The 23,726-nt window shown below is 61.8% G+C and carries 24 protein-coding genes, 1 pseudogene and 1 riboswitch; of the genes and pseudogenes, 10 read left to right on the plus strand and 15 right to left on the minus strand.

Features of this window, described 5'->3' with window-relative positions; genetic code table 11:
- Positions 1-19: 19 nt before the first annotated feature.
- Both serA and M3P21_RS15165 read left to right on the plus strand, forming a co-directional pair.
- Positions 20-1,615, plus strand: coding sequence for a phosphoglycerate dehydrogenase (serA, locus tag M3P21_RS15160; protein WP_249711143.1), 1,596 nt, complete (start codon positions 20-22; stop codon positions 1,613-1,615).
- Between the two features lie 128 nt (positions 1,616-1,743).
- Positions 1,744-2,472, plus strand: a complete 729-nt coding sequence (locus M3P21_RS15165; RefSeq protein ID WP_249711145.1) for a metallophosphoesterase family protein — start codon at positions 1,744-1,746, stop codon at positions 2,470-2,472.
- On the opposite strand, the gene tdh is transcribed toward M3P21_RS15165, so the two are convergent.
- The 3 genes from tdh to M3P21_RS15180 form a co-directional block, all read right to left on the minus strand.
- Positions 2,469-3,503 (minus strand): L-threonine 3-dehydrogenase, encoded by a 1,035-nt coding sequence (gene tdh / locus M3P21_RS15170; protein WP_249711204.1) that lies wholly within the window; start codon positions 3,501-3,503, stop codon positions 2,469-2,471. The two genes, M3P21_RS15165 and tdh, sit on opposite strands and share 4 nt — an antisense overlap.
- A gap of 14 nt (positions 3,504-3,517) precedes the next feature.
- Positions 3,518-4,702 carry a glycine C-acetyltransferase gene (locus M3P21_RS15175; RefSeq protein ID WP_249711146.1) on the minus strand — a complete coding sequence of 395 codons (1,185 nt, stop codon included), beginning with the start codon at positions 4,700-4,702 and terminating at the stop codon, positions 3,518-3,520.
- A gap of 99 nt (positions 4,703-4,801) precedes the next feature.
- Complete coding sequence (locus tag M3P21_RS15180; protein WP_249711147.1) at positions 4,802-5,368, minus strand: helix-turn-helix domain-containing protein; 567 nt, start codon at positions 5,366-5,368, stop codon at positions 4,802-4,804.
- 116 nt (positions 5,369-5,484) lie between these two features.
- Between M3P21_RS15180 and M3P21_RS15185 the strand changes: the two genes are divergently transcribed.
- From M3P21_RS15185 to M3P21_RS15190, 3 genes and pseudogenes are all read left to right on the plus strand, one after another.
- Positions 5,485-6,660, plus strand: coding sequence for an acetyl-CoA C-acyltransferase family protein (locus M3P21_RS15185; protein WP_249711148.1), 1,176 nt, complete (start codon positions 5,485-5,487; stop codon positions 6,658-6,660).
- A gap of 377 nt (positions 6,661-7,037) precedes the next feature.
- Positions 7,038-7,442, plus strand: coding sequence for an IS110 family transposase (locus M3P21_RS22740; RefSeq protein WP_373320035.1), 405 nt, complete (start codon positions 7,038-7,040; stop codon positions 7,440-7,442).
- A gap of 67 nt (positions 7,443-7,509) precedes the next feature.
- Positions 7,510-7,819 (plus strand): annotated as a pseudogene (locus M3P21_RS15190) (IS5/IS1182 family transposase); the annotation flags it as partial.
- A gap of 195 nt (positions 7,820-8,014) precedes the next feature.
- Here M3P21_RS15190 and dxs read toward each other — a convergent pair.
- The 6 genes from dxs to M3P21_RS15220 form a co-directional block, all read right to left on the minus strand.
- On the minus strand, positions 8,015-9,943 hold the full coding sequence (gene dxs / locus M3P21_RS15195; RefSeq protein ID WP_249711150.1) for a 1-deoxy-D-xylulose-5-phosphate synthase: 1,929 nt from the start codon (positions 9,941-9,943) through the stop codon (positions 8,015-8,017).
- An 18-nt stretch (positions 9,944-9,961) separates the two neighbouring features.
- Positions 9,962-10,828: a polyprenyl synthetase family protein gene (locus M3P21_RS15200; RefSeq protein ID WP_249711151.1), complete on the minus strand. Its 867-nt coding sequence runs from the start codon at positions 10,826-10,828 to the stop codon at positions 9,962-9,964.
- Complete coding sequence (locus M3P21_RS15205) at positions 10,828-11,070, minus strand: exodeoxyribonuclease VII small subunit (protein ID WP_249711153.1); 243 nt, start codon at positions 11,068-11,070, stop codon at positions 10,828-10,830. The genes M3P21_RS15200 and M3P21_RS15205 overlap by 1 nt, the downstream gene beginning before the upstream one ends.
- The gene (locus M3P21_RS15210) at positions 11,067-11,993 is read right to left on the minus strand and encodes a histone deacetylase family protein (protein WP_249711155.1); all 927 of its coding nucleotides are present in this window, start codon (positions 11,991-11,993) and stop codon (positions 11,067-11,069) included. The genes M3P21_RS15205 and M3P21_RS15210 overlap by 4 nt, the downstream gene beginning before the upstream one ends.
- Before the next feature lie 69 nt (positions 11,994-12,062).
- Positions 12,063-12,764 carry a response regulator gene (locus M3P21_RS15215; RefSeq protein ID WP_249711157.1) on the minus strand — a complete coding sequence of 234 codons (702 nt, stop codon included), beginning with the start codon at positions 12,762-12,764 and terminating at the stop codon, positions 12,063-12,065.
- Positions 12,761-13,273 (minus strand): MarR family winged helix-turn-helix transcriptional regulator, encoded by a 513-nt coding sequence (locus tag M3P21_RS15220; RefSeq protein WP_249711159.1) that lies wholly within the window; start codon positions 13,271-13,273, stop codon positions 12,761-12,763. Before M3P21_RS15220 ends, M3P21_RS15215 begins: the two co-directional genes overlap by 4 nt.
- 157 nt (positions 13,274-13,430) lie before the next feature.
- On the opposite strand from M3P21_RS15220, the gene M3P21_RS15225 reads away from it, so the two are divergent.
- The gene (locus M3P21_RS15225) at positions 13,431-14,297 is read left to right on the plus strand and encodes a branched-chain amino acid aminotransferase (RefSeq protein WP_249711161.1); all 867 of its coding nucleotides are present in this window, start codon (positions 13,431-13,433) and stop codon (positions 14,295-14,297) included.
- A 102-nt stretch (positions 14,298-14,399) separates the two neighbouring features.
- Here M3P21_RS15225 and M3P21_RS15230 read toward each other — a convergent pair whose 3' ends face one another.
- Genes M3P21_RS15230 through M3P21_RS15240 form a run of 3 tightly spaced genes read right to left on the minus strand, consistent with a single transcriptional unit; the run spans position 14,400 to position 16,862 of the window.
- Positions 14,400-15,236 carry an SDR family NAD(P)-dependent oxidoreductase gene (locus M3P21_RS15230; RefSeq protein WP_249711162.1) on the minus strand — a complete coding sequence of 279 codons (837 nt, stop codon included), beginning with the start codon at positions 15,234-15,236 and terminating at the stop codon, positions 14,400-14,402.
- Between the two features lie 14 nt (positions 15,237-15,250).
- Positions 15,251-15,865, minus strand: a complete 615-nt coding sequence (gene cobO, locus M3P21_RS15235) for a cob(I)yrinic acid a,c-diamide adenosyltransferase (protein ID WP_249711164.1) — start codon at positions 15,863-15,865, stop codon at positions 15,251-15,253.
- A gap of 58 nt (positions 15,866-15,923) precedes the next feature.
- Entirely contained in the window at positions 15,924-16,862 is a 939-nt protein-coding gene (locus M3P21_RS15240) for a DMT family transporter (protein WP_249711165.1), read from the minus strand.
- Between the two features lie 97 nt (positions 16,863-16,959).
- On the opposite strand from M3P21_RS15240, the gene M3P21_RS15245 reads away from it, so the two are divergent.
- Positions 16,960-18,471, plus strand: coding sequence for a malonate--CoA ligase (locus tag M3P21_RS15245; RefSeq protein ID WP_249711167.1), 1,512 nt, complete (start codon positions 16,960-16,962; stop codon positions 18,469-18,471).
- Positions 18,458-19,789: a CoA transferase gene (locus M3P21_RS15250; protein ID WP_308445962.1), complete on the plus strand. Its 1,332-nt coding sequence runs from the start codon at positions 18,458-18,460 to the stop codon at positions 19,787-19,789. The genes M3P21_RS15245 and M3P21_RS15250 overlap by 14 nt, the downstream gene beginning before the upstream one ends.
- Here M3P21_RS15250 and M3P21_RS15255 read toward each other — a convergent pair.
- The 3 genes from M3P21_RS15255 to M3P21_RS15265 all read right to left on the minus strand — a co-directional run bounded on the left by M3P21_RS15255 (position 19,786) and on the right by M3P21_RS15265 (position 22,045).
- Complete coding sequence (locus M3P21_RS15255; protein WP_249711169.1) at positions 19,786-20,442, minus strand: HD domain-containing protein; 657 nt, start codon at positions 20,440-20,442, stop codon at positions 19,786-19,788. The genes M3P21_RS15250 and M3P21_RS15255 overlap by 4 nt on opposite strands.
- Positions 20,426-21,526, minus strand: coding sequence for a chorismate synthase (gene aroC, locus M3P21_RS15260; protein WP_249711170.1), 1,101 nt, complete (start codon positions 21,524-21,526; stop codon positions 20,426-20,428). Before aroC ends, M3P21_RS15255 begins: the two co-directional genes overlap by 17 nt.
- 78 nt (positions 21,527-21,604) lie before the next feature.
- Entirely contained in the window at positions 21,605-22,045 is a 441-nt protein-coding gene (locus M3P21_RS15265) for a 6,7-dimethyl-8-ribityllumazine synthase (RefSeq protein ID WP_249711172.1), read from the minus strand.
- Positions 22,046-22,118: 73 nt separating this feature from the next.
- A riboswitch (FMN riboswitch) is annotated at positions 22,119-22,317 on the minus strand.
- A 56-nt stretch (positions 22,318-22,373) separates the two neighbouring features.
- Between M3P21_RS15265 and M3P21_RS15270 the strand changes: the two genes are divergently transcribed.
- Together M3P21_RS15270 and M3P21_RS15275 are read left to right on the plus strand one after the other, a co-directional pair.
- Positions 22,374-22,994, plus strand: a complete 621-nt coding sequence (locus M3P21_RS15270) for an FMN-binding negative transcriptional regulator (protein ID WP_249711173.1) — start codon at positions 22,374-22,376, stop codon at positions 22,992-22,994.
- 79 nt (positions 22,995-23,073) lie between these two features.
- Entirely contained in the window at positions 23,074-23,688 is a 615-nt protein-coding gene (locus M3P21_RS15275) for a glutathione S-transferase (RefSeq protein ID WP_249711175.1), read from the plus strand.
- Positions 23,689-23,726 lie beyond the last annotated feature (38 nt).

Raw genomic sequence — 23,726 nt, forward strand, 5'->3', positions numbered from 1 at the left:
ATTATCAAGGACCAGAGAAATGGCCCCCAAAGTACTCGTCTCCGACAAGCTGAGCGAAACCGCCGTGCAGATCTTTCGCGATCGCGGCATCGATGTGGATTTTGAACCCGATCTGGGCAAGGACAAGGACCGGCTGGCCGAGATGATCACCCAGTATGACGGCCTCGCCATCCGCTCGGCCACCAAGGTGACCGAAAAGATCCTCGCCAATGCCGACAACCTCAAGGTCATCGCCCGCGCCGGGATCGGCACCGACAATATCGACAAGGATGCCGCCTCGAAAAAAGGCGTGATCGTGATGAACACGCCGTTTGGCAACATGATCACCACCGCTGAACACGCCATTGCGATGATGTTCGCCGTGGCGCGGCAAATCCCCGAGGCCAGCGCCTCGACCCATGCGGGCAAATGGGAGAAGTCCAAGTTCATGGGGGTCGAGCTGACCAACAAGACCCTGGGCGTGATCGGTGCGGGCAATATCGGTGGCATCGTTTGCGACCGCGCCCGTGGGCTGAAAATGAAAGTCATCGCCTATGATCCCTTCCTGGGTCAGGAGAAGGCCGACCAGATGGGCGTCGAAAAGGTCGAGCTGGACGCGCTGCTGGAACGCGCCGATTTCATCACTCTGCATGTGCCCTTTACCGAGCAGACCGCAAACATCCTGAGCCGCGAAAACCTTGCCAAGACCAAGAAAGGCGTCCGCATCATCAACTGCGCCCGTGGCGGGTTGGTCGACGAGGAAGCGCTGGCTGAAATGCTGCAATCGGGCCATGTGGCCGGTGCCGCCTTTGACGTCTTTGCCGAGGAACCGGCCAAGGAAAACGCGCTGTTCAATCTGCCCAACGTGGTCTGCACCCCGCATTTGGGCGCCGCCACCACCGAAGCGCAAGAAAACGTCGCCCTGCAGGTGGCCGAGCAGATGTCGAACTATCTGCTGACCGGCGCGGTGGAAAACGCGTTGAACATGCCCAGCGTGACCGCCGAAGAGGCCAAGGTCATGGGCCCGTGGATCAAGCTGGCCGGGCATCTGGGCAGCTTCGTCGGTCAAATGACCGACGAGCCGGTCAAGGCGATCAACATTCTCTATGACGGTGTCGCCGCCGAGATGAATCTGGCCGCACTGAACTGTGCCGCAGTCGCCGGGATCATGAAAAAGTTCAACCCCGAGGTGAACATGGTCTCGGCCCCCGTGGCCGCAAAAGAGCGTGGCATCCAGATCAGCACAACCAATCAGGACAAATCCGGCGCTTTTGAGGGCTATATCAAGGTGACCGTGGTGACGGATACCCGTGAGCGTTCGATCGGCGGCACGGTGTTCAGCGACGGCAAGCCGCGTTTCATCCAGATCAAAGGCATCAATATCGACGCCGAGATCGGGCGGCACATGCTCTATACCACCAACGAGGATGTCCCCGGCATCATCGGCGCGCTGGGTCAGACCATGGGTGGCAGCGGCGTGAACATCGCAAACTTTACACTGGGCCGTGCCGGTGCAGGGCGCGAGGCCATCGCGCTGCTCTATGTCGACGAACCGGTTCCCGCCGAGGCACGTGCGAAGCTGGCCGAGACGGGGCTGTTCAAGCAGATCAAGCCGCTGGAATTCGACGTAGCCTGAGGCGCCATACGCATTCAGATCGGCCGTCCCATCCGGGGCGGCCTTTTTTGTACAGTGAAGGCACGACAAAACACTTTCCCTTCGCGCCGCGACGCGGCACAAACTCGGCAACAGCCACGGAGGCGCGGATGACGGACCCGATTTATGCGATAGGCGACATTCACGGACAGTTGGATGAGTTGCATCGTGCCCTGTCGCTGATCGAGGCCGATGGCGGCGCGGATGCCCGCGTCGTCTTTCTCGGCGACTATGTCGATCGCGGCCCTGACAGCCGGGCGGTGATTGATCTGCTGATCGAGGGGCAGCAGGCGCAGCGGAACTGGATCACGCTGCTGGGCAATCACGACCGCATGTTTGCGTGGTTCATGGAAGACGTGCCGCGCCACGACCCGCATATGCTGGTCGGCTATCACTGGCTGCACGACCGGCTTGGTGGCGTTGAAACGCTTCAAAGCTATGGCGTGACCTTCGAAGCGCGGACCCGGCTTGCGGATTTGCATGCCAGTGCAAAAGAGATCATACCGCAGGCCCATGTCGATTTCCTGCGCGGGTTGCAACCGATGTTCGAAACGCCCGATCTGGCCTTTGTCCACGCCGGCATCCGCCCCGGCGTGCCTTTGACCCAGCAGAGTGAGAACGATCTGGTCTGGATCAGGCAAAGCTTTCACGCCTGTTTAGAGCCACATCCAAAGCTGATCGTGCATGGCCACACACCGGTCGATGTTCCCAGCCACTACGGAAACCGGATCAATCTGGACAGCGGAGCCGGTTATGGCCAGCCTCTTACCACGGCTGTGTTCGAAGGCTCGAATTGCAGTGTTTTAACCAATCGCGGACGTGTCCCGCTTTTGCCCTAACCTCCGCTCCAATCCAGCACGACTTTGCCGGATTGCCCCGATTTCATCGCTGAAAAGCCCTGCGCAAAGTCATCGACACCAAACCGGTGCGTGATCACCCGGCTCACATCCAAACCGTTCTGCAGCATGGCAATCATCTTGTACCAGGTTTCGAACATCTCGCGGCCATAGACACCCTTGATGGTGATCGCCTTGAACACGATCCGGCTCCAATCCACCGGAGACTTGCCCGGAGGAATGCCCAACAACGCGATCTTACCGCCCATCACCAGTGCCTCGACCATCTGGTCCAGCGCCACCTGCGAGCCCGACATCTCTAGCCCCACATCAAACCCTTCCTTCAGACCCAGAGCCGCGATGACATCACCCAGATCCTCGCGGCTGACATCCACCACCCGCACCGTCGGCACCACATGTTCGGCCAGATTCAACCGGTCAGGGTTGATATCGGTGATCACCACATTGCGCGCACCCGCATGGCGGGCAACCGCCGCCGCCATGATGCCGATGGGGCCTGCGCCGGTGATCAACACATCCTCGCCCAGAAGATCAAAGCTGAGCGCGGTGTGCACCGCATTGCCCAGCGGGTCGAGAATGGCGCCGATTTCATCCGGAACGTCGTCCGGTAATGGCACCACATTGAAGGCGGGCAGCTTGAGATATTGCGCAAAAGCTCCCTGTTCGTTCACGCCAATCCCGCGCGTGCCGGGGTCAAGGTGGAACTTGCCCGCCCGGCTCTGACGGCTTTCGGTTCCGATCAGATGCCCCTCGCCCGAGCAACGCTGACCGATCTCCAACCCGGTCACATCCTTACCAATCTCGACGATTTCACCCGCAAACTCGTGGCCAGTGATCATCGGCACCGGCACGGTCGAAGCAGCCCAGTCATCCCAGTTCCAGATATGGATATCGGTGCCGCAGATGCCGGTCTTGGTCACCCGGATCAGTACCTCGTCCGGGCCAATTTCAGGCACAGGTGCCTGCACCATCCACAGGCCCTCCTCGGGCTTGGACTTCTCCAGCGCCGTCATCGTGTTGGGTCGCATCAGATCACCCCCAAAGCCTTGCCGACCTTGCCAAAGGCTGCCAGCGCACGGTCCAGTTCGTCCCTTGTCAGAGCCGCATTCATCTGGGTTCTGATCCGCGCCTGGCCGCGCGGCACCACTGGAAAGAAGAAGCCCGAGACATAAACACCCTCATCAAACAGCCGCGTCGCCATGTCCTGCGCCAGCTGCGCTTCGCCCAGCATCACCGGGATGATCGGATGCTCGCCCGGCAACAGGTCAAAGCCAAGTTTCTCCAGCCCGGCACGCCAGTGGTTGGCGTTGTCGAAAAGCCGCGCGCGCAGGTCGGCGCCTTTTTCGACAAGACGGATCGCTTCCAGCCCGGCGGCGACGATGGACGGCGGCAGCGAGTTCGAGAACAGATAGGGCCGCGCCCGCTGCCGCAGCAGGTCGATCACTGGCTGCGGCCCGGCGATGTAACCGCCGATTGCCCCCCCCAATGCCTTGCCCAGCGTCCCGGTTAGGATGTCCACGTCGACACCGAAATGATCCGGCGTGCCCGCGCCGTTCGGCCCCATGAAGCCGGTGGCGTGGCAGTCATCGACCATCACGATGGCATCGTATTTATCCGCCAACTCGCGAATCTTCGGCAGGTTGGCCAGGTAGCCATCCATCGAGAACACGCCATCGGTGGCGATCATGATATGGCGTGCCCCGTCCTCGCGCGCCTGTTTCAGCCAGGCTTCGAGGTCGTTCATGTCGTTGTTCAGATAGCGGTAGCGTTTGGCCTTGCACAGCCGCACCCCGTCGATGATCGAGGCATGGTTCAGACTGTCCGAGATGATGGCGTCTTCAGGCCCTAACAAGGGCTCAAACAGCCCGCCATTGGCATCGAAGCAGGCCGCGAACAGGATCGCATCATCCTTTTTCAGAAATGTCGCCAGCCTGTGTTCCAGCTCCCGGTGAATGTCCTGCGTGCCGCAGATAAACCGGACCGAGGCCATCCCAAAACCCTTGGGTTCCATTGCGTCGCGAGCCGCGGCAATCAGATCGGGGTGATCGGCCAGACCCAGATAGTTGTTGGCGCACAGGTTGATGACCTGCCGTCCACCCACGGTGATCTCGCCGCCTTGCGGCGAGGTGATCATTCGCTCGCGTTTATAGAGCCCCTCGGCCTCGATCTGAGCGAGCGTGTCAGAGATTTGCGACAGAAATGCGTGCGACATGGCGACCTCCATTTGAGTCGCACATCTAGCATAACGGATGGGATTCCCAAATAGGGGATTTCACGATACTGGAAAAAAATCCGTAAAGACGGAAATCGATCAGGCATTCTTGACGATCAGGAAAACCCGCGCCGCACCGTCCCGTGCCGCGATGGCATGCGGTACGTCTGCGGCGTAGCGCGCCGTGTCGCCGGCCTCCAGATCACTGACCGCCGTGCCCGAGGTGACCCGCACAGTGCCTTCCAGCACCGTCAGCTGTTCTTGCGCGCCGCGCATATGGGGCTGGCTGCTGAGGATACCCTCTGCCTCGAAGCGGATGTCATAGACCTCATGCCCGCCCGCCTCTTCGGGCGGGGACAGGATGCGAATGCGGCATCCCTGACCCATATTGTCGATGCTGGGCACTTCGTCCCGGCGCAGGACCTCGATCTTGTCGGTACTGTCGCCATCCTCCAGCAGTCCGGCGAAATCGACCTGCAAAGCGCGGGTCAGGTTCCACAGGATGGCGATGGTCGGGCTGCTCTCGCCGCGCTCGATCTGGCTGACCATCGAGCGGGACACACCGCTGAGATTGGACACTGCCTCGAGCGACAAACCCTGCGCGCGGCGGGCCTCTTTCAGCCGGGCTGGCAGGCGGTTCAGGATATCGTCAGGGCTTTCCGTCATGACGGATTTTCTGCGCGTCACGGAGATGTTTGTCAATTGCAGATGTGACCCCACGTCCCATGGGACACTGCACAGGGCCAAGTGCATACTCCGCGCAAAATCGTGAGGAGTGATACATGACCGATGTCGTAATTCTGGATGGTGCGCGCACCGCTATTGGCACCTTTGGCGGGGCGCTGGCCTCGACCGCGCCGATTGATCTGGCCACCGTTGTGACCGAGGCCGCGCTGGAACGGTCAGGCGTCGAAGGCGGGCAGATTGGTAGCGTGGTTTTCGGCCATGTGATCAACACCGAGCCGCGCGACATGTATCTGAGCCGCGTTGCCGCGATGCAGGCGGGTATCCCGAACGGCACACCTGCGATGAACGTGAACCGGCTGTGCGGGTCCGGCGCGCAGGCCATTGTGTCGGCGACCCAGTCCCTGATGCTGGGCGATGCCGAGTTCGCCGTTGCAGGCGGCGCCGAGAGCATGTCGCGCAGCCCCTATATCACGCCTTCGACCCGCTGGGGTCAGAAGATGGGCGATGTGGCCTCGCTCGACATGATGCTGGGGGCGCTGAACTGCCCGTTCGGCACCGGCCATATGGGCGTGACCGCCGAGAATGTGGCGGATGAGCACCAGATCACCCGCGAGGACATGGACGGTTTCGCAATGACCAGCCAGATCCGCGCGGCGGCGGCGATTGAGGGTGGTTTGTTCGACAGCCAGATCGCGCCTGTGCAGGTCAAGGTCCGCCGTGACATGGTCGATTTCAAGGTGGATGAACACCCCAAGGCAACAACTGTTGAGGCGCTGGCCGGGCTGCGGGCGGTGTTCAAGAAGGACGGTCGGGTCACTGCGGGCAACGCTTCGGGCATCAATGACGGCGCGGCGGCGATGGTGCTGGCGCGGGCCGAAGCCGCAGAACGCGCCGGGCTGAAGCCACGCGCACGCATTCTGGGCTATGCCCATGCGGGTGTGCGCCCCGAGGTGATGGGGATCGGCCCGGTGCCGGCGGTTCAGAACCTGATGGCCAAGACCGGTCTGTCGGTGGATGATTTCGATGTGATCGAAAGCAACGAGGCCTTTGCCTCGCAGGCGCTGGCGGTGAACAAGGAACTCGGGCTGGATGCGGCCAAGGTGAACCCAAATGGCGGGGCCATCGCTCTGGGTCATCCGGTGGGTGCGACCGGTGCAATCATCACCATGAAGGCGCTTTATGAGCTGGAACGCACCGGCGGGTCCAAGGGTCTGATCACCATGTGCATTGGTGGCGGTCAGGGCATTGCCATTGCCATCGAACGGCTCTGAGCCGGACCGCCGCAGGGGGGCTGTCTGCCCCCCATCGCGCCATGCGCTATCCCACCGAAGATTATGCGTGAGACATTGCCTCCGTTTTTCTCTGAGATGATGAAGGCGGTCGATTGCCCCGATGGCCATTCGGGAAGCTGACGACAGGCAGATCTCCCCGAGGAATGACCTGATCTAGGGTCGCAAATCGGCTTGCCTCCGGTCACATCAACCCAGCCAGCCGAACGGTAGAAGGGCCTTCGCAGCCGTGCATAATCAAGGATAACGACCAAGATATCAGCAGTGACATCAGCGAGATAAATCGCACCAACATCATTGCGTTCGAAATCTCTAAAGCCAACCTCACTGTCCACAGCAAGCCAGTTGATCGGCAAACCATGATCCCGAACATGGTCTCGGCAATCAAACGGTTGCTCAGCGCCAGGAGGAAAGGTGGAACGTCTTTCATAATCTGTAAGGCGACGGGCGGATATGAGCGCCATGTTTTGCATTGCTGCGTCGAACTGAACCCGTCCGTTCATCGCGCACATCGGACGCGTACACGCAGCTTTGCGAAGTATCTCAGTCTATCTGCAAAAGCAGGTGCCGTAGACGCCCGAATGCTGGCATTGTTCGATGTGCAATCGGAGGGTTTGCGGCGGTGGCAGAAATTGAACCAGGCAACGGTTGAGTTGCGAGGCTTACGAAGAAGACACAATGATCTGGCTCAGATGAGCGGGTCAGAACAAACGGGCTGGAACATCCACACATCAAAGAGGTTGAACGATCCCCGAGACGCGTGACCCGGATGAGCGGAAATGATCCCAAACGACGAAGGAAAACGAGCTTGACCCAAACCCCCGATTAGAGAAGCGGCGCATTTGGCGAAAGATACACATAGGCATTGACGAGCAAACGCTGGGAGTGCGGGCCGTTGAAGTCACGACAAGTAACGTCGGCCCCTCTCGGCGGCATCCTGCGGATGCGCCTGCTGGGCAATGGATGGAGTGGGTACCACCGCAGAAGCCGCGTCGAGAGCAAGATGCACGGTGTGAAACTGATGGGCCAATCGCTGATGGCGCGAGATTTTGCTCGGCAGGGCGCGGAAATCCAAATCCGTGCCGCCATCCTCAACCGTTACGCCACACTTGGCATACCTGTCACAGAACTCGCAGGATAAGCCCATCCGGGGAAAGCGGAACTGCCGGTATCAACCGATTTGTGCAACATTGCCTTCGTAGAGTCCCAACTGCTCGTGCCCACCAACTACAATGCTGGTTTCAAACAGTGAACCCTCCAACAGGAATTGCTCAACAAAGCAATCCCAACAAATGAACTGCACCATTGATCCCGGGGATCATACAACCAGTTGCTGTCATGCCCGCTGTTCAACAATTGTGGCGACGCCCAAAACTGCCAGAACTTTGGCCTCGATCTGTTCGGCATTCATGGCGGCGGTGCTGTACATATCCGCCGGGCTGGACTGATCGATAAAGGTATCGGGCAGCACCATCGAGCGGTATTTGAGGCCGCTGTCAAACACAGCCTCCTCGGCCAGCAGTTGCGCCACGTGACTGCCAAACCCGCCCACTGCGCCCTCTTCGATGGTGATCAGCGCTTCATGACCTGAGGCGAGGTCAAGGATCATTTCCCGGTCCAACGGCTTGGCGAAGCGGGCGTCGGCGATGGTGGGGCGGATGCCGCGCGCCTCCAGCGCTTCGGCGGCTTTCTGCACCTCTGACAGGCGGGTGCCGAAGGAGAGCAGCGCCACGCGTGCGCCTTGCTGTATCATTCGGCCCTTGCCGATCTCAAGCAATTCGCCGCGTTCGGGCAGGTCAACGCCACTCCCCTCGCCACGTGGATAGCGGAACGCGATAGGGCCTGCGTCATGGGCGGCGGCTGTGGCCACCATATGCACCAGCTCGGCCTCGTCGGCGGCGGCCATCACCACCATGCCGGGCAGGTTGGCCATGTAGGCAATGTCGAAGCTGCCCGCATGGGTCGCACCATCGGCCCCCACCAGACCAGCGCGGTCGATGGCGAAACGCACCGGCAGGCGCTGGATCGCAACATCATGCACCACCTGGTCGTAGCCACGCTGCAGGAAAGTGGAATACATCGCGCAGAACGGCTTCATCCCACCCGCCGCCAGCGCCGCCGAGAAGGTCACGCCATGCTGTTCGGCGATGCCCACATCGAAACAGCGCGACGGGAAGCGTTCGGCGAAGAGGTTCAGCCCGGTACCATCAGGCATCGCAGCGGTAACGGCCACGATCTTGTCATCGCGCATGGCCTCTTCGACCAATGTCTTGCCAAAAACCGAAGTGTAGCTGGGCGCATTGGAAGGCGCTTTTTTCTGCTCGCCGGTGACCAGGTCGAATTTCGCGGTGGCATGGCCCTTGTCGCGGGCGGCCTCGGCGGGGGCGTAACCCTTGCCCTTCTTGGTCAGCGCATGGATCAGGATTGGCCCGGTGGCGCGCGCCTTGACTGTGCGCAGCACTGGCAGCAACTGGTCCATGTCGTGGCCATCTATGGGGCCGATATAGGAAAAGCCCAGCTCTTCAAACATGGTGCCGCCCATCGCCATGCCCTTGAGCATGTCCTTGGCGCGTTTCGCCCCCTCGCGGAAGGGTTCGGGCAATAGCGACACCGCGCCTTTTGCAGCGGCTTTCAGATCCTGAAACGGCTCTTCGGTATAAAGCCGTGAGAGATAGCTCGAGAGCGCCCCGGTCGGCGGCGCGATGCTCATTTCGTTGTCGTTCAGAATGACAACCAGACGCTTATTCAAATGACCGGCGTTGTTCATCGCCTCAAAGGCCATGCCCGCAGACATCGATCCGTCGCCAATGACGGCAATCGCGTCGCCCAGCCCTTCGGGGGTGACTCCGCCCAGATCGCGGGCCACGGCAAAGCCCAAAGCGGCGCTGATTGAGGTCGAGCTATGGGCCGCGCCAAACGGATCATAGGGGCTTTCGCTGCGCTTGGTGAACCCGCTCAGCCCGTCCTTCATCCGCAGGGTGCGAATACGGTCGCGGCGTTCGGTCAGGATCTTGTGGGGGTAACACTGGTGGCCCACATCCCAGATGATCTTGTCGCGGGGCGTGTCAAAAACCGCATGCAGCGCCACGGTCAATTCCACCACACCCAGACCTGCGCCCAGATGCCCGCCGGTCACCGAGACCGCCGAGATGGTTTCGGACCGCAGCTCGGAGGCAAGCTGTGTCAACTGCGTATCACTGAACCGCTTGAGATCCGCAGGGCGGTTCACAAGATCCAGCAGGGGCGTGTTCGGACGGTCAGACATGGCGCCTCCAAGCGCGGATTAGCTGTCGCGGGCAATAACGAAGCGCGCGGCCTGCTTCAAGGTCTCGGTACGTGAACCAAACGGTTCCAACGCAGCGTTTGCCTGCTCGATCAACTCTGCGGCGCGTGATCTGGCCTGATCCAGACCCAACAGCGATACAAAAGTGGCTTTGCCCGCCGCATCGTCCTTGTTCAGCCGTTTGCCAGCCTTTTCGGCATCCCCCTCAACATCCAAGATGTCGTCGGCGATCTGAAAAGCAAGCCCAAGCGCCCGGGCATATTGGCGCAGCGGAGCAGGATCGGCCTCTGCCAGCACCGCGCCCACGCTGGCCGACCATTCGATCAGCGCGCCGGTTTTGCCCGCCTGCAGGCGGGTGATCTGATCCAGATCCAGCGGCGCGGGCGCGGCCTCGGCCGCCATGTCCAGCGCCTGACCCAGCACCATTCCGTTTGCACCACTGGCCTCAGACAGGCTCTGTACAAGGGAAATTCGCGTCTCAGCCGTTCCCACGGCTACGCGGGCCACCAGATCGAAGGCCAGCGTTTGCAGCGCGTCACCCGCCAGCACGGCAGTGGCCTCGTCCCATTTGACATGCACCGTCGGCTGGCCGCGCCGCAGATCGTCATCATCCATGCAGGGCAGGTCGTCATGCACCAGACTATAGGCGTGCAAAGCCTCGATCGCGGTGGCAGGCCAGATCGCGCGGGTCGTATCGACTTCGAACAGGCGGGCGGTTTCCAGCACCAGAAACCCGCGCAGCCGCTTGCCGCCGCGCGTGGCATATCCCATGGCGTGCGTCACAGGCAGATCGTCATAGGCGGCAAGAACCAGGTCGAACTGGTCTTGGATCCGCGCCGCATCCTGCCTCAGCTGGTCGCGGAACATCACATGCCTTCGACGGGTTTCGTGCCTGTTGGTGTGCCGTCGCCATCCAACGTGATGGCGGCAACCTTTTCCTCGGCACGCTTCAACTCATCCTCGCAGCGCTTCTTGAGCAAGGCGCCGCGTTCATAAAGCGTGATCGACTGGTCCAGCGCCACATCGCCGCGCTCCAACTGGCTCACGACGGCTTCCAGTTCCTTCATCGCCTGCTCAAAGCTCATCTGGTCCACGGGCGTGTCGGTCATTGTGCTGCCTTTATCAGTTCTTCCACATGCGCCTTGGTCGAGGCGGCCAGCGCGTTCAGATCATATCCGCCTTCCAGAGTCGAGACGATACGGCCCTCGCAAAGCTCGGCTGCAAGGAGGCATATCTCGCGCGTCAGCCAGGCGAAATCGGCAGTTGCCCAGTTCAATCCGGCAAGCGGGTCGTCCTGATGTGCGTCGAATCCGGCCGAGATGATGATCAGCTCGGGCTTGAAGTCCCGCAGCCGGGGAAAGGCGAGTTGCTCATAGGCGTCGCGCATTTCGGCGCCACCGCCACCGGCATTGAGCGGGATGTTGACGAGCGTGTCAAAAAACCCGGTTTCATCACGACGCCCCGACCCCGGCCAGAGCGGCATCTGATGCGAAGATATCACCAGCGCGCGACGCTCATCGCGTAGCAATTCCTGCGTGCCATTGCCGTGATGCACGTCGAAATCCACCACCGCGACCCGCGACAAACCGTGATGGTCCAGCGCATGTTTGGCCGCCAGCGCCGCGTTGCCGAAGAAACAGAACCCCATGGCCAGATCACGCTCGGCATGATGGCCCGGAGGGCGAATGGCGCAAAAGGCATTGCCAGCCTCACCGGTCAGTACCAGATCGACCGCGCGCAGGGCTGCGCCAGCTGCGCGATAGGCTGCTTCCAGCGAACCCGGCGACATAAAGGTATCGCCATCGATTTGCGCGTACCCCTCTGCAGGGCTCCGAGACCGGATCTGATCGACATAGCTGACCGGATGTAGCCGCAGCAGATCGTCATCCGCTGCCAAGGGTGCTGTCACCCGCTCCAGCGCCAGAGGTTCCAGGGCATGCAGGATATGTTCAAGCCGCGCCACCCGTTCGGGATGTCCTGTTGGCGTTACATGGGCAAGACAATCGGCATGGGTCAACAGAGCAGTCTTCATCGGGGTCCGTTCTTCATCTGGCCAACAATATCCTCGCAGAAGGCAAAAAACACCGCGCAGCGGCACATCTCAGTCGGGTGCCAGCATATAGCCCGCACCGCGCACGGTCTGCAAATAGCGCGGTTGCTTCGGGTTAGGCTCGATCTTGCGCCGCAATCGAGTGATCTGCACATCCACCGCACGCTCCTGCGCCTGGCCACGATCCCGGCCCAGATCCTCGACCAGTTTGGTGCGGCTGACGGCCTCGCCCGGTTGCGCAGAGAAAATCTTCATCAACTGGCTCTCGGTCGCAGTCAATCGCACCAGATCCTCGCCCTGCCACATCTCTCCGCGCTCGATATCATAGCGGATCGGTCCCAGATGCAGGATCTTCGGCGCGGTGTCCTCGGCGGGGGTGTCGGGCATGCGCCGCAGGATCGCGCTGATCCTGAGCAGCAGTTCCTTGGGCTCGAACGGTTTGGCCAGATAATCGTCTGCCCCGGCTTCCAGCCCGGCGATGCGGTGTTCGGTCTCACCGCGCGCGGTCAGCAGCAGGATCGGCGTGGTATGGGTCTCGCGCAGGCTGCGGGTCAGGCTGACGCCATCCTCGCCCGGCATCATCACATCCAGCACGATCATGTCGAAATCCAGCCCCGACAGCACCCGTCGTGCATGGGCGGCATCGCGGGCGGCGGTGACCAGAAACCCGTTGCGCATCAGGAATTTCTTGAGCAGATCGCGGATGCGTTCATCATCATCAACGATCAGCAGATGCGCGTCCAGATCGCTCATGTGGGTCCGTCCTTCAGGTTTCGGTAGGCGCGTCGCATGCTTGTATCCATCATTGCCTCAAGCACCTGTTTAAACCCGGCAACCGCCTCGGGGCCAGCATCCTTGAAAGCGGTCCGCATCCGCGCCCTTTGCGCATCGGACAATTTGGTCTCAAGCGCGCGGCCCGCATCGGTCAGGAACAGATGCCGCTCGCGCTTGTCCACCGTGCCGACGCGGCTTTCCACCAGACCGTCGGCGATCAGCGTCCGCAGCACCCGGTTGAGCGACTGTTTCGTGACCCCGAGGATGCTGAGCAGGTTGTTCACGGTGGTGCCCGGCGCCCGGTTGATGAAATGGATCGCCCGGTGATGGGCGCGGCCATAGGCCATTTCGGCCAGAATCCGGTCGGGATCGGCGGTAAAGCCGCGATAGGCAAAGAACATCGCCTCGATCCCCTGCCGCAATTGCTCGTCGGTCAGGAACAACAGGCTTTCGCCGCCATAAACAGGGGCGCTGCGCGCTTCCGACATCAGAGGCCTCCCGGTTGGTTTCACGCAGTTTATGTCAGTCTTGTTGACATTCCAATAGTAAAGCGGTATCGAGTCGCAGTTTTGGCGCAACTTTATGTCCGTAACGGTCATAATTTGCGCAACTTTTTGAAAATTCGTCCTTTTCGGGAGGCACCCCATGGCGGGATATGATGATCGCGACGGCGTGATTTGGATGGATGGCGAACTGACCGACTGGCGGGATGCAAAGGTGCATATTCTGTCACACGCGATGCATTACGCCTCGTCGGTGTTCGAGGGCGAGCGCGCCTACAACGGCAAAATCTTCAAGAGCCGCGAACATTCCGAGCGCCTGATCGCCTCGGCGCTGGCGCTGGACATGCCGATGGAATGGTCTGTCGACGATATCGAGGCTGCGAAGGCCGAAGCGCTCAAGGCCAGCGGGCTGGAAGATGCCTATGTACGCGCCGTGGTCTGGCGTGGGTCGGGCGAGGATATGGGTGTGGCCTCAGCCCGTAACCCGGTGCATATGGCCGTCGCGGTCTGGCCCTGGGGCGCCTATTACGGCGATGCCAAGATGCAGGGCGCCAAACTGGACATCGCGGAATGGAAACGCCCCAGCCCGGAAACCATTCCGGTCCACGCCAAGGCGGCGGGGCTCTACATGATCTGCACCATCTCCAAACACAAGGCCGAGGCCAAGGGCTGCTCGGACGCGCTGTTCATGGATTACCGCGGCTATGTGGCCGAGGCCACCGGCGCGAATGTGTTCTTCGTCAAGGATGGCGAGGTGCATACGCCCAAGCCCGACTGCTTCCTGAACGGCATCACGCGGCAGACCGTGATCCAGATGCTGAAGGACCGCCAGATCCCGGTGCATGAGCGGCACATCCTGCCCGAAGAGATGTCGGGTTTTGAGCAATGCTGGCTGACCGGCACCGCCGCCGAGGTCACTCCGGTGGGTGAAATCGGACCCTACAAGTTCGAGGTTGGCGCGTTGACCCGCGATATCGCTGAAGCCTACGAGCAGCTGGTGCGCGCCTAAAGCGCGTTGCATCCAATCAGCATCAGTTCATTCAAAACGCGCGTTTGAGGCGAAGCCGAAAGGCAGCGTGTTTTGAATCCTGTTCGATGCAACACGCTCTGATCAGCCCGCACCGGAGCGTTTCATCTTGCGCAGCGCGCCGGTCACCAACTGGCGCGTGACCCAGCGGGCCGCGCCGGGAAAGAGGCTGGCCATCACCAAAGTCAGCTTGGGCCGCAGCCCCATCACCACCACCGGTTTGCGCGCCGCGATACCGCGCAGCATCATCTCGGCGGCGGGCTCGGGCTGCAGCACACCGGGGAAGGCCTTGAGCTCGCGGGTGACGGGATGCATGGTCTCGCGTTCGGTCAGAACCATCGGTGTTTCGATCTCGGCCGGGCAGATGGCGGTGACGTCGATGCCGCGCTCGATCATCTCGACCCTGAGCACCTCGGCGATCCCCGTAACGCCGAATTTTGACGCGCAATAGGCGCCATAGGCGTAGTTGCCGATCTTGCCCGCCATCGAGGCGATCAGCGCCAGATGACCGCCGCGCTGCATATGGTTCAGCACGGCGCTGGCGAAATAGTGGGTTCCCAGCAGGTTGACCTCGATCACCTTGCGAAAGCCGTCATCGTCGATCTGCCCATAAGGAGCCGCCAGCAGGATGCCCGCCGCATTCAGAGCCAGATCGGGCGGACCAACCGCAGCGGCAGCCACATCCACTGCAGTATGAACCGCACCCCGGTCCGAGATATCAAACTCGTAGAATTCGACCTTCTGACCGGGCTTTCCTGCCGCTTGCAAATCCCCCCGAAGTTCTTGCGAGAAACGCAGGTCGAACAGGGCAACCGAGCTGCCCTCAGCGATCAGCGTTCTGGCGACAATCAGGCCAAGCCCGCTTGCCGCCCCGGTGACAAAGGCGCAGCGCGGCGCGCCATGTTTCCAGCGATACCTCATAGCCCCTCCGACGATCAGAAATCGACGCCGCGCTGGGCTTTGATACCGGCCTGAAACGGGTGCTTAACCTCACTCATTTCGGTCACCAGGTCGGCATAATCGCACAGCGCTGGCGGCGCGTCGCGCCCGGTCAGGATCACGCCGGTCTTGTCCGCGCGCCCCTCCAGCCCCGCCAGCACATCCTCGACGCTCAGGTATTCATAGCGCAGCGCGATATTGATCTCGTCCAGAACCACCAGATCATAGTCACCGCTGGCCATCAGATCACAGGCCTTGCCAAAGGCGGATTTGGCGGCGGCGATGTCGCGGTCGCGGTCTTGCGTGTCCCAGGTAAACCCTTCGCCCATCGTGTGCCAGGTGACGCCGCCATGGTCCTCGAAGAACCGCCGCTCACCGGTTTTCCACTTGCCCTTGATGAATTGCACCACACCCACTTTCTGACCCCAGCCCAGCGCTCGCACCACCACGCCGAAAGCGGACGAGGATTTGCCCTTGCCCTTGCCCGTATGCACCAGCACCAGACCCCGTTCCGGATCCTGCAGTTCAGAGGTCTTGGCGCGATGCTTGGCCTGCACCTCATTCATCTTTTCCTTATGGGCCTTGGCGTCTTGGTCAGGGGCGTCGGTCATGATCTGTCCTCGGGGTTTCGATTGGCCCACATTATTGCGCGTGACGGAAAGGTAAAGCTCAGCTTTTCGGCAGGCGCAGGGCGCGGGTCTTGCTGCGCTCCAGCCCCAGCTGATGTTCGCGCCAGACCACAATGACATTGCCCGCGATGACCAGCGCGGCACCTGTCAGGATCACCGGCGTCGGCCAGTCTCCGAACCAGACATAGCCGATCAGCACCGCAAACAGCATCGAGGCATAATCGATCGGCGCCAGCATCGAGGCCGGGCCAAAGCGATAAGAAGAGGTCACCAATATCTGCGCCACCCCGCCGATGACCCCGGCGGCAATCAGCTTGGCCAATTGTTCGGGCGTTGGCGTGACCCAGCCGAAGAACCAGGTGGTCAGCGACAGGAGTGAGGCGGTGACCGAGAAGTAGAAGGCAATCGCCGCCGTATGGTCGGTGGCCACCAATTGCCGGATGTGGATCTGCACGAAGGACCGTGCGCAGGTCGCCGCCAGGATCAGCAACGCGCCTATGGTGGCAGTATCCTGCAAGCCTCCGCCTGTGCCCAGACGCGGCCAGATCATGATCAGAACGCCCAGCAGCCCGATGGCGACAGCGGAAATCCGGATCAGCCGCACCCGTTCCCCCAGCATGATCGAGGCGAGGATGATGGTGAAAATCGGCGTGGCGTATCCTATCGCGGTTGCCTCAGGCAGCGGGATCAGCGCCAGTCCGGTAAAGGTCAGAGCCATTGCTGTCGTACCCAGCACCCCGCGCCAGAAATGGCCCATCGGGTTGCGGGCGATCAGCCCGTGGCGCAGCTCGCCCTTCAGGACCAGCCAGACGACAATCACCGGGATCGCGCAGAAAGACCGAAAGAACACCGCCTGACCAGTCGGAATCTCTCCGTCCAGAGACTTGATGAGCGCCGCCAGTAGCGTGAACAGAAAGATCGCGCTGGTTTTCAGACCAACCGCCAGCAGCGGTCGATGCGATGTTAAGGATGTTGCCATAGGCCAGAACCTGCGCCTTTGGGTGGGAAAGATCAATTGCTTGATTTTTCCCGACCGCTTCCGCCACTCTGCGCCTGAAGCACCAAAGGAGGCCGCCATGCGCGCTGAAAACCACCTGATTTCCGCCCTCCGCACAGCAAGCACGGGGCGTGAAGGGGATGTGTTTGCGATTATTCCGGGTGGCGAAAATGTGAGTTTCGGCGCGCTCTTTGCCGGGGCCGAGCGGATGGCCTCGGCGCTTGTTGCGCTCGGGGTTCAGCCCGGTGACCGGATCATGGTGCAGGTGGACAAGACGATTGAGGCGATCCAGCTTTATCTGGGCACGGTCATGTCAGGCGCTGTGTTTCTGCCGTTGAACACTGCCTATACCGGGGCAGAGGTCGCTTATTTTGTTGACGACGCCAGCCCCGCGCTGATTGTCTGTGATCCCGCGCGTCAGGCCGAGATCCGCTCCATCGCTGGGGCGGCGGCTGTTGAGACTTTGGATTCCGCAGGACAGGGAACATTGCGCGCCCGTGCCAACCAACAGGACGGCTTTGAGCCGGTGCCTCGGGATAGCGACGATCTGGCGGCGATCCTCTATACCTCCGGCACCACCGGACGGTCCAAAGGGGCGATGCTGAGCCATGATAATCTCGTCTCTAACTCGGAGGTTTTGTGTGATTACTGGCGGTTCACCTCTGAGGATGTGCTGATCCACGCCCTGCCGATCTTTCACACCCACGGGCTGTTCGTGGCCACCAATGTGGCCCTGTTGGCCGGGGCGCAGGTGGTGTTCCTGCCCGGTTTCGACGGTGACGCGATCCTCGATGCAATGCCCGAGGCGACCGCCCTTATGGGCGTGCCGACCTTCTACACTCGTCTGCTGGCAGACCCGCGCCTGACCCGAGAACGGGCGGCAAAGATGCGGCTCTTTATCTCGGGCTCTGCGCCGTTGCTGGTCGATACCCATGAACAATGGGAAGCGCGCACCGGCCATCGCATCCTGGAACGCTATGGCATGACCGAGACCAACATGAGCACCTCGAACCCCTATGACGGCGAACGCCGCGCCGGGACGGTCGGCTTCCCGCTGCCCGGGGTTGAGGCGCGGATCATGAATGACGGCGCGCCGGTGCCCGCAAGAGAGATCGGTGTGTTGGAGGTGCGCGGCCCCAACGTGTTCCAGGGCTATTGGCAGATGCCGGAAAAGACCGCCGAAGAATTGCGCGCTGACGGCTGGTTCATCACCGGCGATCTGGCCAGGATGGATGCGGAGGGCTATGTCGCGATCGTTGACCGGGAAAAGGACCTGATCATCACGGGTGGGTTCAATGTCTATCCCAAAGAGGTGGAAAGCCTGATTGACGACCTGCCCGGTGTGCTGGAGAGCGCCGTCATCGGTGCCCCGCATCCCGATTTCGGGGAAGGAGTTGTTGCCGTTGTTGCCTGCGAAGACCCAAAATTAGAGCCTGATGCTGTCATATCTGCACTGGCGGACCGACTGGCGAGGTTCAAGCAACCCAAGCGCGTCATCCTCACCGATGCCCTGCCGCGAAACACGATGGGCAAGGTGCAGAAAAAAGCTCTGCGCGAACAGTATCAGGGCGTGTTCGATGACAATGGCTGATCTAACGGATTTCGGGTCGTTTGGCTTCGATGTCTCCGGCGATGCGACATGGCGGTCTTGTTTTGCTGTCAGCGAATTGGCGGTGCTGTCGATGGGGGCCGTGGGCTTGGCCGTTGCGGACCTGATCGCCGTGCTTGGTCTGGGACCAAGGCCAGCGGTGACGGTAGATCGGCGACTGGCCTCGATCTGGTTTCAAGGATCGATCCAGCCGCAGGGCTGGTCTATCCCGCCGCTCTGGGACCCGGTAGCGGGTGACTACCAGACGCAGGATGGCTGGATCAGATTGCACACCAACGCGTCTCATCATCGGGCGGCGGCGCTAATGGTTCTGGGATGCAAGCCCGAGAAAGACGCGGTTTCCGAGGCCGTGCGTGAATGGGCAAAGGACACTCTGGAAACCGAGATCGTGGCAGCAGGCGGTGCTGCCGCCGCGATGCGCAGCCGTGACGATTGGGTGGCGCATCCTCAGGGCAAGGCCGTTGCCGCCGAACCGCTGGTGTGCTGGGAGCGACGCGCAGGGAAGTGCCGCGACTGGCAGCCCACGAATGACCGCCCATTGGCCGGGTTGCGGGTTCTCGACCTCACGCGGGTGCTTGCCGGTCCCATCGCAACACGGGCGCTGGCAGGATTCGGTGCCAACGTGCTGCGCGTGGACCCGCCGGACTGGCAAGAGCCCGGCGTTGTGCCGGATGTGACGCTGGGCAAAAGGTGCAGTCGGCTGGACCTGAAATCCGTTGACGGTCTGTCACGATTCGAAGCCCTGATCGCCAGGGCGGATGTGCTTGTGCATGGCTATCGTCCCGGGGCGCTGGACGCGATCCTGCCGCCCGCGCGGCGTGTGGCGCTCGCGCCTGACCTGATCGAGGTCTGTCTGGATGCCTATGGCTGGACCGGGCCCTGGGCCGGACGGCGCGGGTTCGATTCGCTGGTGCAGATGAGCAGCGGGATAGCGGATAAGGGCGCGCGCTGGGCTAAATCCGACCGTCCGCATCCGCTGCCGGTTCAGGCGCTGGATCACGCGACCGGGTATCTGATGGCAGCCTCGGCAGTCACGAGCCTGCGGCACGCGCTGGAACACAGCGAGGTTGGAGCCGCGCATCTGTCGCTCGCCCGCACCGCTGAATTGCTGGCTTCGCTTGATCCGATGCGCGGCGCCGATCTGACCGGGTCGGGACAGGCTGATTTCGCTGACCAGACCGAACACACGCCATGGGGGCCGGCCAGTCGGCTGCGCCCAGCGATCAGCGTTGCGGGCGCGCCGATGCGCTGGGACCGTCCGGCCTCGGACCTCGGCAGTGCCGAACCTGCTTGGTGCTAGCCCCAGTTTTCGGGTACTGCACTGCCAATTTCAGCGGCGAGTTCATGCAAAAAGCTCAGCATCAGAGCCTTTCTTTTCTCGGCCAAGGCACGCCCGCCAGTGGTTAGCATGTCATCTGGCAGAGCGAGGAGCTTGATGCGCCAATGGTCGAGTGCAAATTGGCTGTCATCCGGGGCCCGATCCTTGCAGAACGGGTCGGCGGGTTCGTAAAGCGCCCGGTGGAGTGATCCGGCGACGGAAAAGGCCCGCGCGATCCCAATAGCGCCCAGCGCATCCAGCCGGTCGGCATCTCGCAGGATACGGGCCTCGGGGGACTCGGGCGGAATGCCTGCGGAAAAGCTGTGGGCCTCAATCGCGTGGCGCGTTCCGGCGATCTGGTCGGCGGTGAAGCCACAATCGCGCAGGATCGGTTCCGCTGCCTTGGCAGACATACGCGAGGCCTGCGCCCGGTCGGGATGGTCCTTCGGCAGGTTGACCAGATCGTGCAGATAGCTTGCGGCCAGCAAGATGCGCGGGTCAGCGCTGCCGTCGTCGATGGCCTGAGCGTTGGCCCATACCCGATCCAGATGCGCCACATCATGGGCCGGGTCTTGCGCCATGCGTTCGGCAGTGACCGCGCGCAGATGCGCGCGCAGGTCAGCCGATATGGCCACGGTTCTCACCGATCTGGCCGCGATGCAGCAGCAGATGATCCAGGATCACGCAGGCCATCATCGCCTCGCCCACCGGCACCGCGCGAATGCCGACGCAGGGGTCGTGGCGACCTTTGGTGATGATCTGGGTCTCTTCGCCAGAGCGGGTGATGGTGCGGCGCGTGGTCAGGATCGACGAGGTCGGCTTGACCGCAAAGCGCACCACAACATCCTGCCCGGTCGAGATGCCGCCCAGCACGCCGCCCGCATGGTTCGAGCTGTATTCCGGGCCGTCTGGACCCATGAAGATCTCATCCGCATTGGCCTCGCCAGTCAGTTCGGCGGCGGCCATGCCCTCGCCGATTTCCACGGCTTTGACAGCGTTGATCGACATCATCGCGGCGGCCAGATCAGTGTCTAACTTAGCATAAATCGGTGCGCCCAGCCCGCGTGGCACGCCACGGGCGACCACTTCGATAACGGCGCCGACCGAGTTTCCGTCCCTACGCAACTCGTCCAGATAGACTGCCCAATCCTCGGCGGCGGTGGCATCGGGCGTCCAGAACGGATTTTGTTCGATCTGGCCCCAGTCAAACCGGTCCCGGTCAATCTTGCGCGGGCCCATCTGCACCATGTAGCCGGTGATCTGGACATGCGGCGCAAGCTGTTTGATCGCCTCACGCGCCAATCCGCCTGCGGCCACTCGTGCCGCCGTTTCGCGGGCGGAACTGCGCCCGCCGCCGCGATAGTCGCGGATGCCGTATTTCTGCCAATAGGTTATGTCCGCGTGTCCCGGGCGGAACTTGTCCATGATGTCGCCATAGTCCTTCGAGCGCTGATCGGTGTTCTCGATCATCAGCTGCACCGGGGTGCCGGTGGTCTGGCCTTCGAACACGCCCGACAGGATTTTCACTTCATCCGCTTCGCGCCGCTGGGTGGTGAACTTGTTCTGGCCCGGTTTGCGCTTGTCCAGCCACTGCTGGATCATCGCCTCGTCTATTGGCACGCCGGGCGGGCAGCCATCGACGGTGGCACCCAGGGCCGGACCGTGGCTTTCGCCCCAGGTCGAGACGCGGAAGAGATGGCCAAAACTGTTCATCGACATAAGCTGCTCCTTTGCGCGACGTGCTTAGCGGCGTGTCGTGCGCGCCTCAAGGGGGATTCCCCCTGAGGCGCTGCGGTATCACGCCGCCTGAGTGAGCGCTGCGCGGGCTTGGGTAATCGCTAGCGCGGCTTGCGCCGCCTCGCGGCCCTTGTCGACGAAATGGGCGCGGTAGATGGCGTTATGGTGATCGGTTTCCTGATAGTGATGCGGGGTCAACGAGACCGACAGCACCGGCACCCCGCTATCCATCCCGGCCCGCATCAACCCGTCGACAACGGCTTGCGCCACGAAATCATGGCGATAGATCCCGCCATCCACCACAAAGGCGGCGCAGGCGATGGCGGCATATTGGCCGGTCTGGGCCAGATCGCGGGCGAGCAGCGGCATCTCGAACGCGCCGGGCACATCATAGACATCGATCTGCGTTGCGGGGATCAGGCCCTGAAACCCGTCAAGCGCGCGGTCGACGATATCGGAATGCCAATTGGCTTTGACAAAGGCATATCGGGTGTGTGTCATCGTGAACTCCTTTCGTAACAGACACGTCACCCAAGGCGATCACGAGCAGCCACGCCGTATGACCAGCGTACTGCACGTTTCTCTTTCATCCGGACTGTAACCGTCGGCCCTGGCGTCTCACCAGATCTGCTGACGCTTTATTGCGGCTCCACAATTTACCCGAAAACCGGTTCCCACTTTTCGGATCGTGGACGCGACAAAGCCGCTCGCGGGCTCACGGGTCCATGCCCGCATACCGCCGGTGGGGAATTTCGCCCCGCCCTGAGAACGCCGCAGACCTTGCCAAGTTGCAGCCCACACTGCAAGACCCTGATTGAGGAGAGCGCCCATGCACCCAAACCCGGCCTTTCGCGGCGTCGAAACCGCCCGCAACATCTGCTTCGCCCGCGACCGGGGCTTTGGCATTCTGGCTGTGTCAGGGGACGGAGTGCCTCTGATGAGCCATGTGCCTTTTCTGTTATCCGAGGACGGCGCCGTTGCGGACCTGCACCTTGTGCGCTCGAACCCGATCCTGAGGTTGCTGAAAGACCCGGTTGCGGCACGGCTCGCGGTATCTGGCCCGGATGGCTATGTCTCTCCCGATTGGTATGAAATCGCCGATCAGGTGCCGACATGGAACTATGTCGCCGTGCATCTGACCGGCACTTTGGAAGCCCGTCCGCAATCCGAACTGCGCACGCTGCTGGACCGGCAATCGGCCTTCAGCGAGGCGCGGCTGCTGCCGAAACCGCCCTGGACGGCAGAAAAGATGAGCGTTGACGCGCTGGCCCGGATGATGCGGATGATCGTGCCCTGCCGGATGCGGGTGCAGATGATCGACGGGACATGGAAACTGAACCAGAACAAACCCGATGAGGTGCGGCTGCGCGCGTCCGACCGGATCGCGACAGATGGGTTCGGGACTGAGACGCAGGCTCTGTCCGCGCTGATGCGCGACGCGAAGGAGTGATCTTGCACGGACCCTGCGATCTGACGGCTTTTGTTTCCTCGCCTGTCCTGTAAGCTCGTCACAACGCAGGAGGATCCGAATGAAACTCTATCACAGCCCGACATCGCCCTATGTGCGCAAGGTCATGGTTTTGCTGCATGAAACCGGGCAATTGGCCGATGTCGAGATCGCATCGGCAACTGGAACGCCCATGTCACCGGCCGAGCCTCTGCTGGGCAAGAACCCGTTGACCAAGGTTCCGGCTCTGGAACGTGCGGATGGGCCGACGCTGTTTGACAGCCGGGTGATCTGCGCCTTTCTCGATGCACGGGCGCAGGCAGGGCTTTATCCGCAAGGTACGCGCCGCTGGGAGGTTCTGACACTCGAGGCGCTGGCGGATGGTATCCTCGATGCGGCGCTTCTGATGACCTATGAATCCCGGCTGCGGCCCGAAGACATGCAATGGGACAGCTGGACCGACGCGCAATGGTCCAAGATCGAGCGCGCCTGCGCCGCGCTGAACCAGCGCTGGATGGCGCATCTGTCCGGCCCGCTGGACATGGGGCAGATCGCGGTGACCTGCGCGCTGGGCTATCTCGACCTGCGTCATGAGGTGCGCGGTTGGCGGACCGGGAATGAAGCGCTGGCCGCGTGGTATTCCACCTTCGAATCGCGCCCCAGCATGCAGGCCACCCGGCCCCCGGGGATGATCTGATCGGCGCTGCTCTGCGTGTTTTTCCGCGCACAGTTGAA

This window comes from Ruegeria spongiae, from assembly GCF_023502395.1.
Lineage (GTDB): Bacteria > Pseudomonadota > Alphaproteobacteria > Rhodobacterales > Rhodobacteraceae > Ruegeria_C > Ruegeria_C spongiae.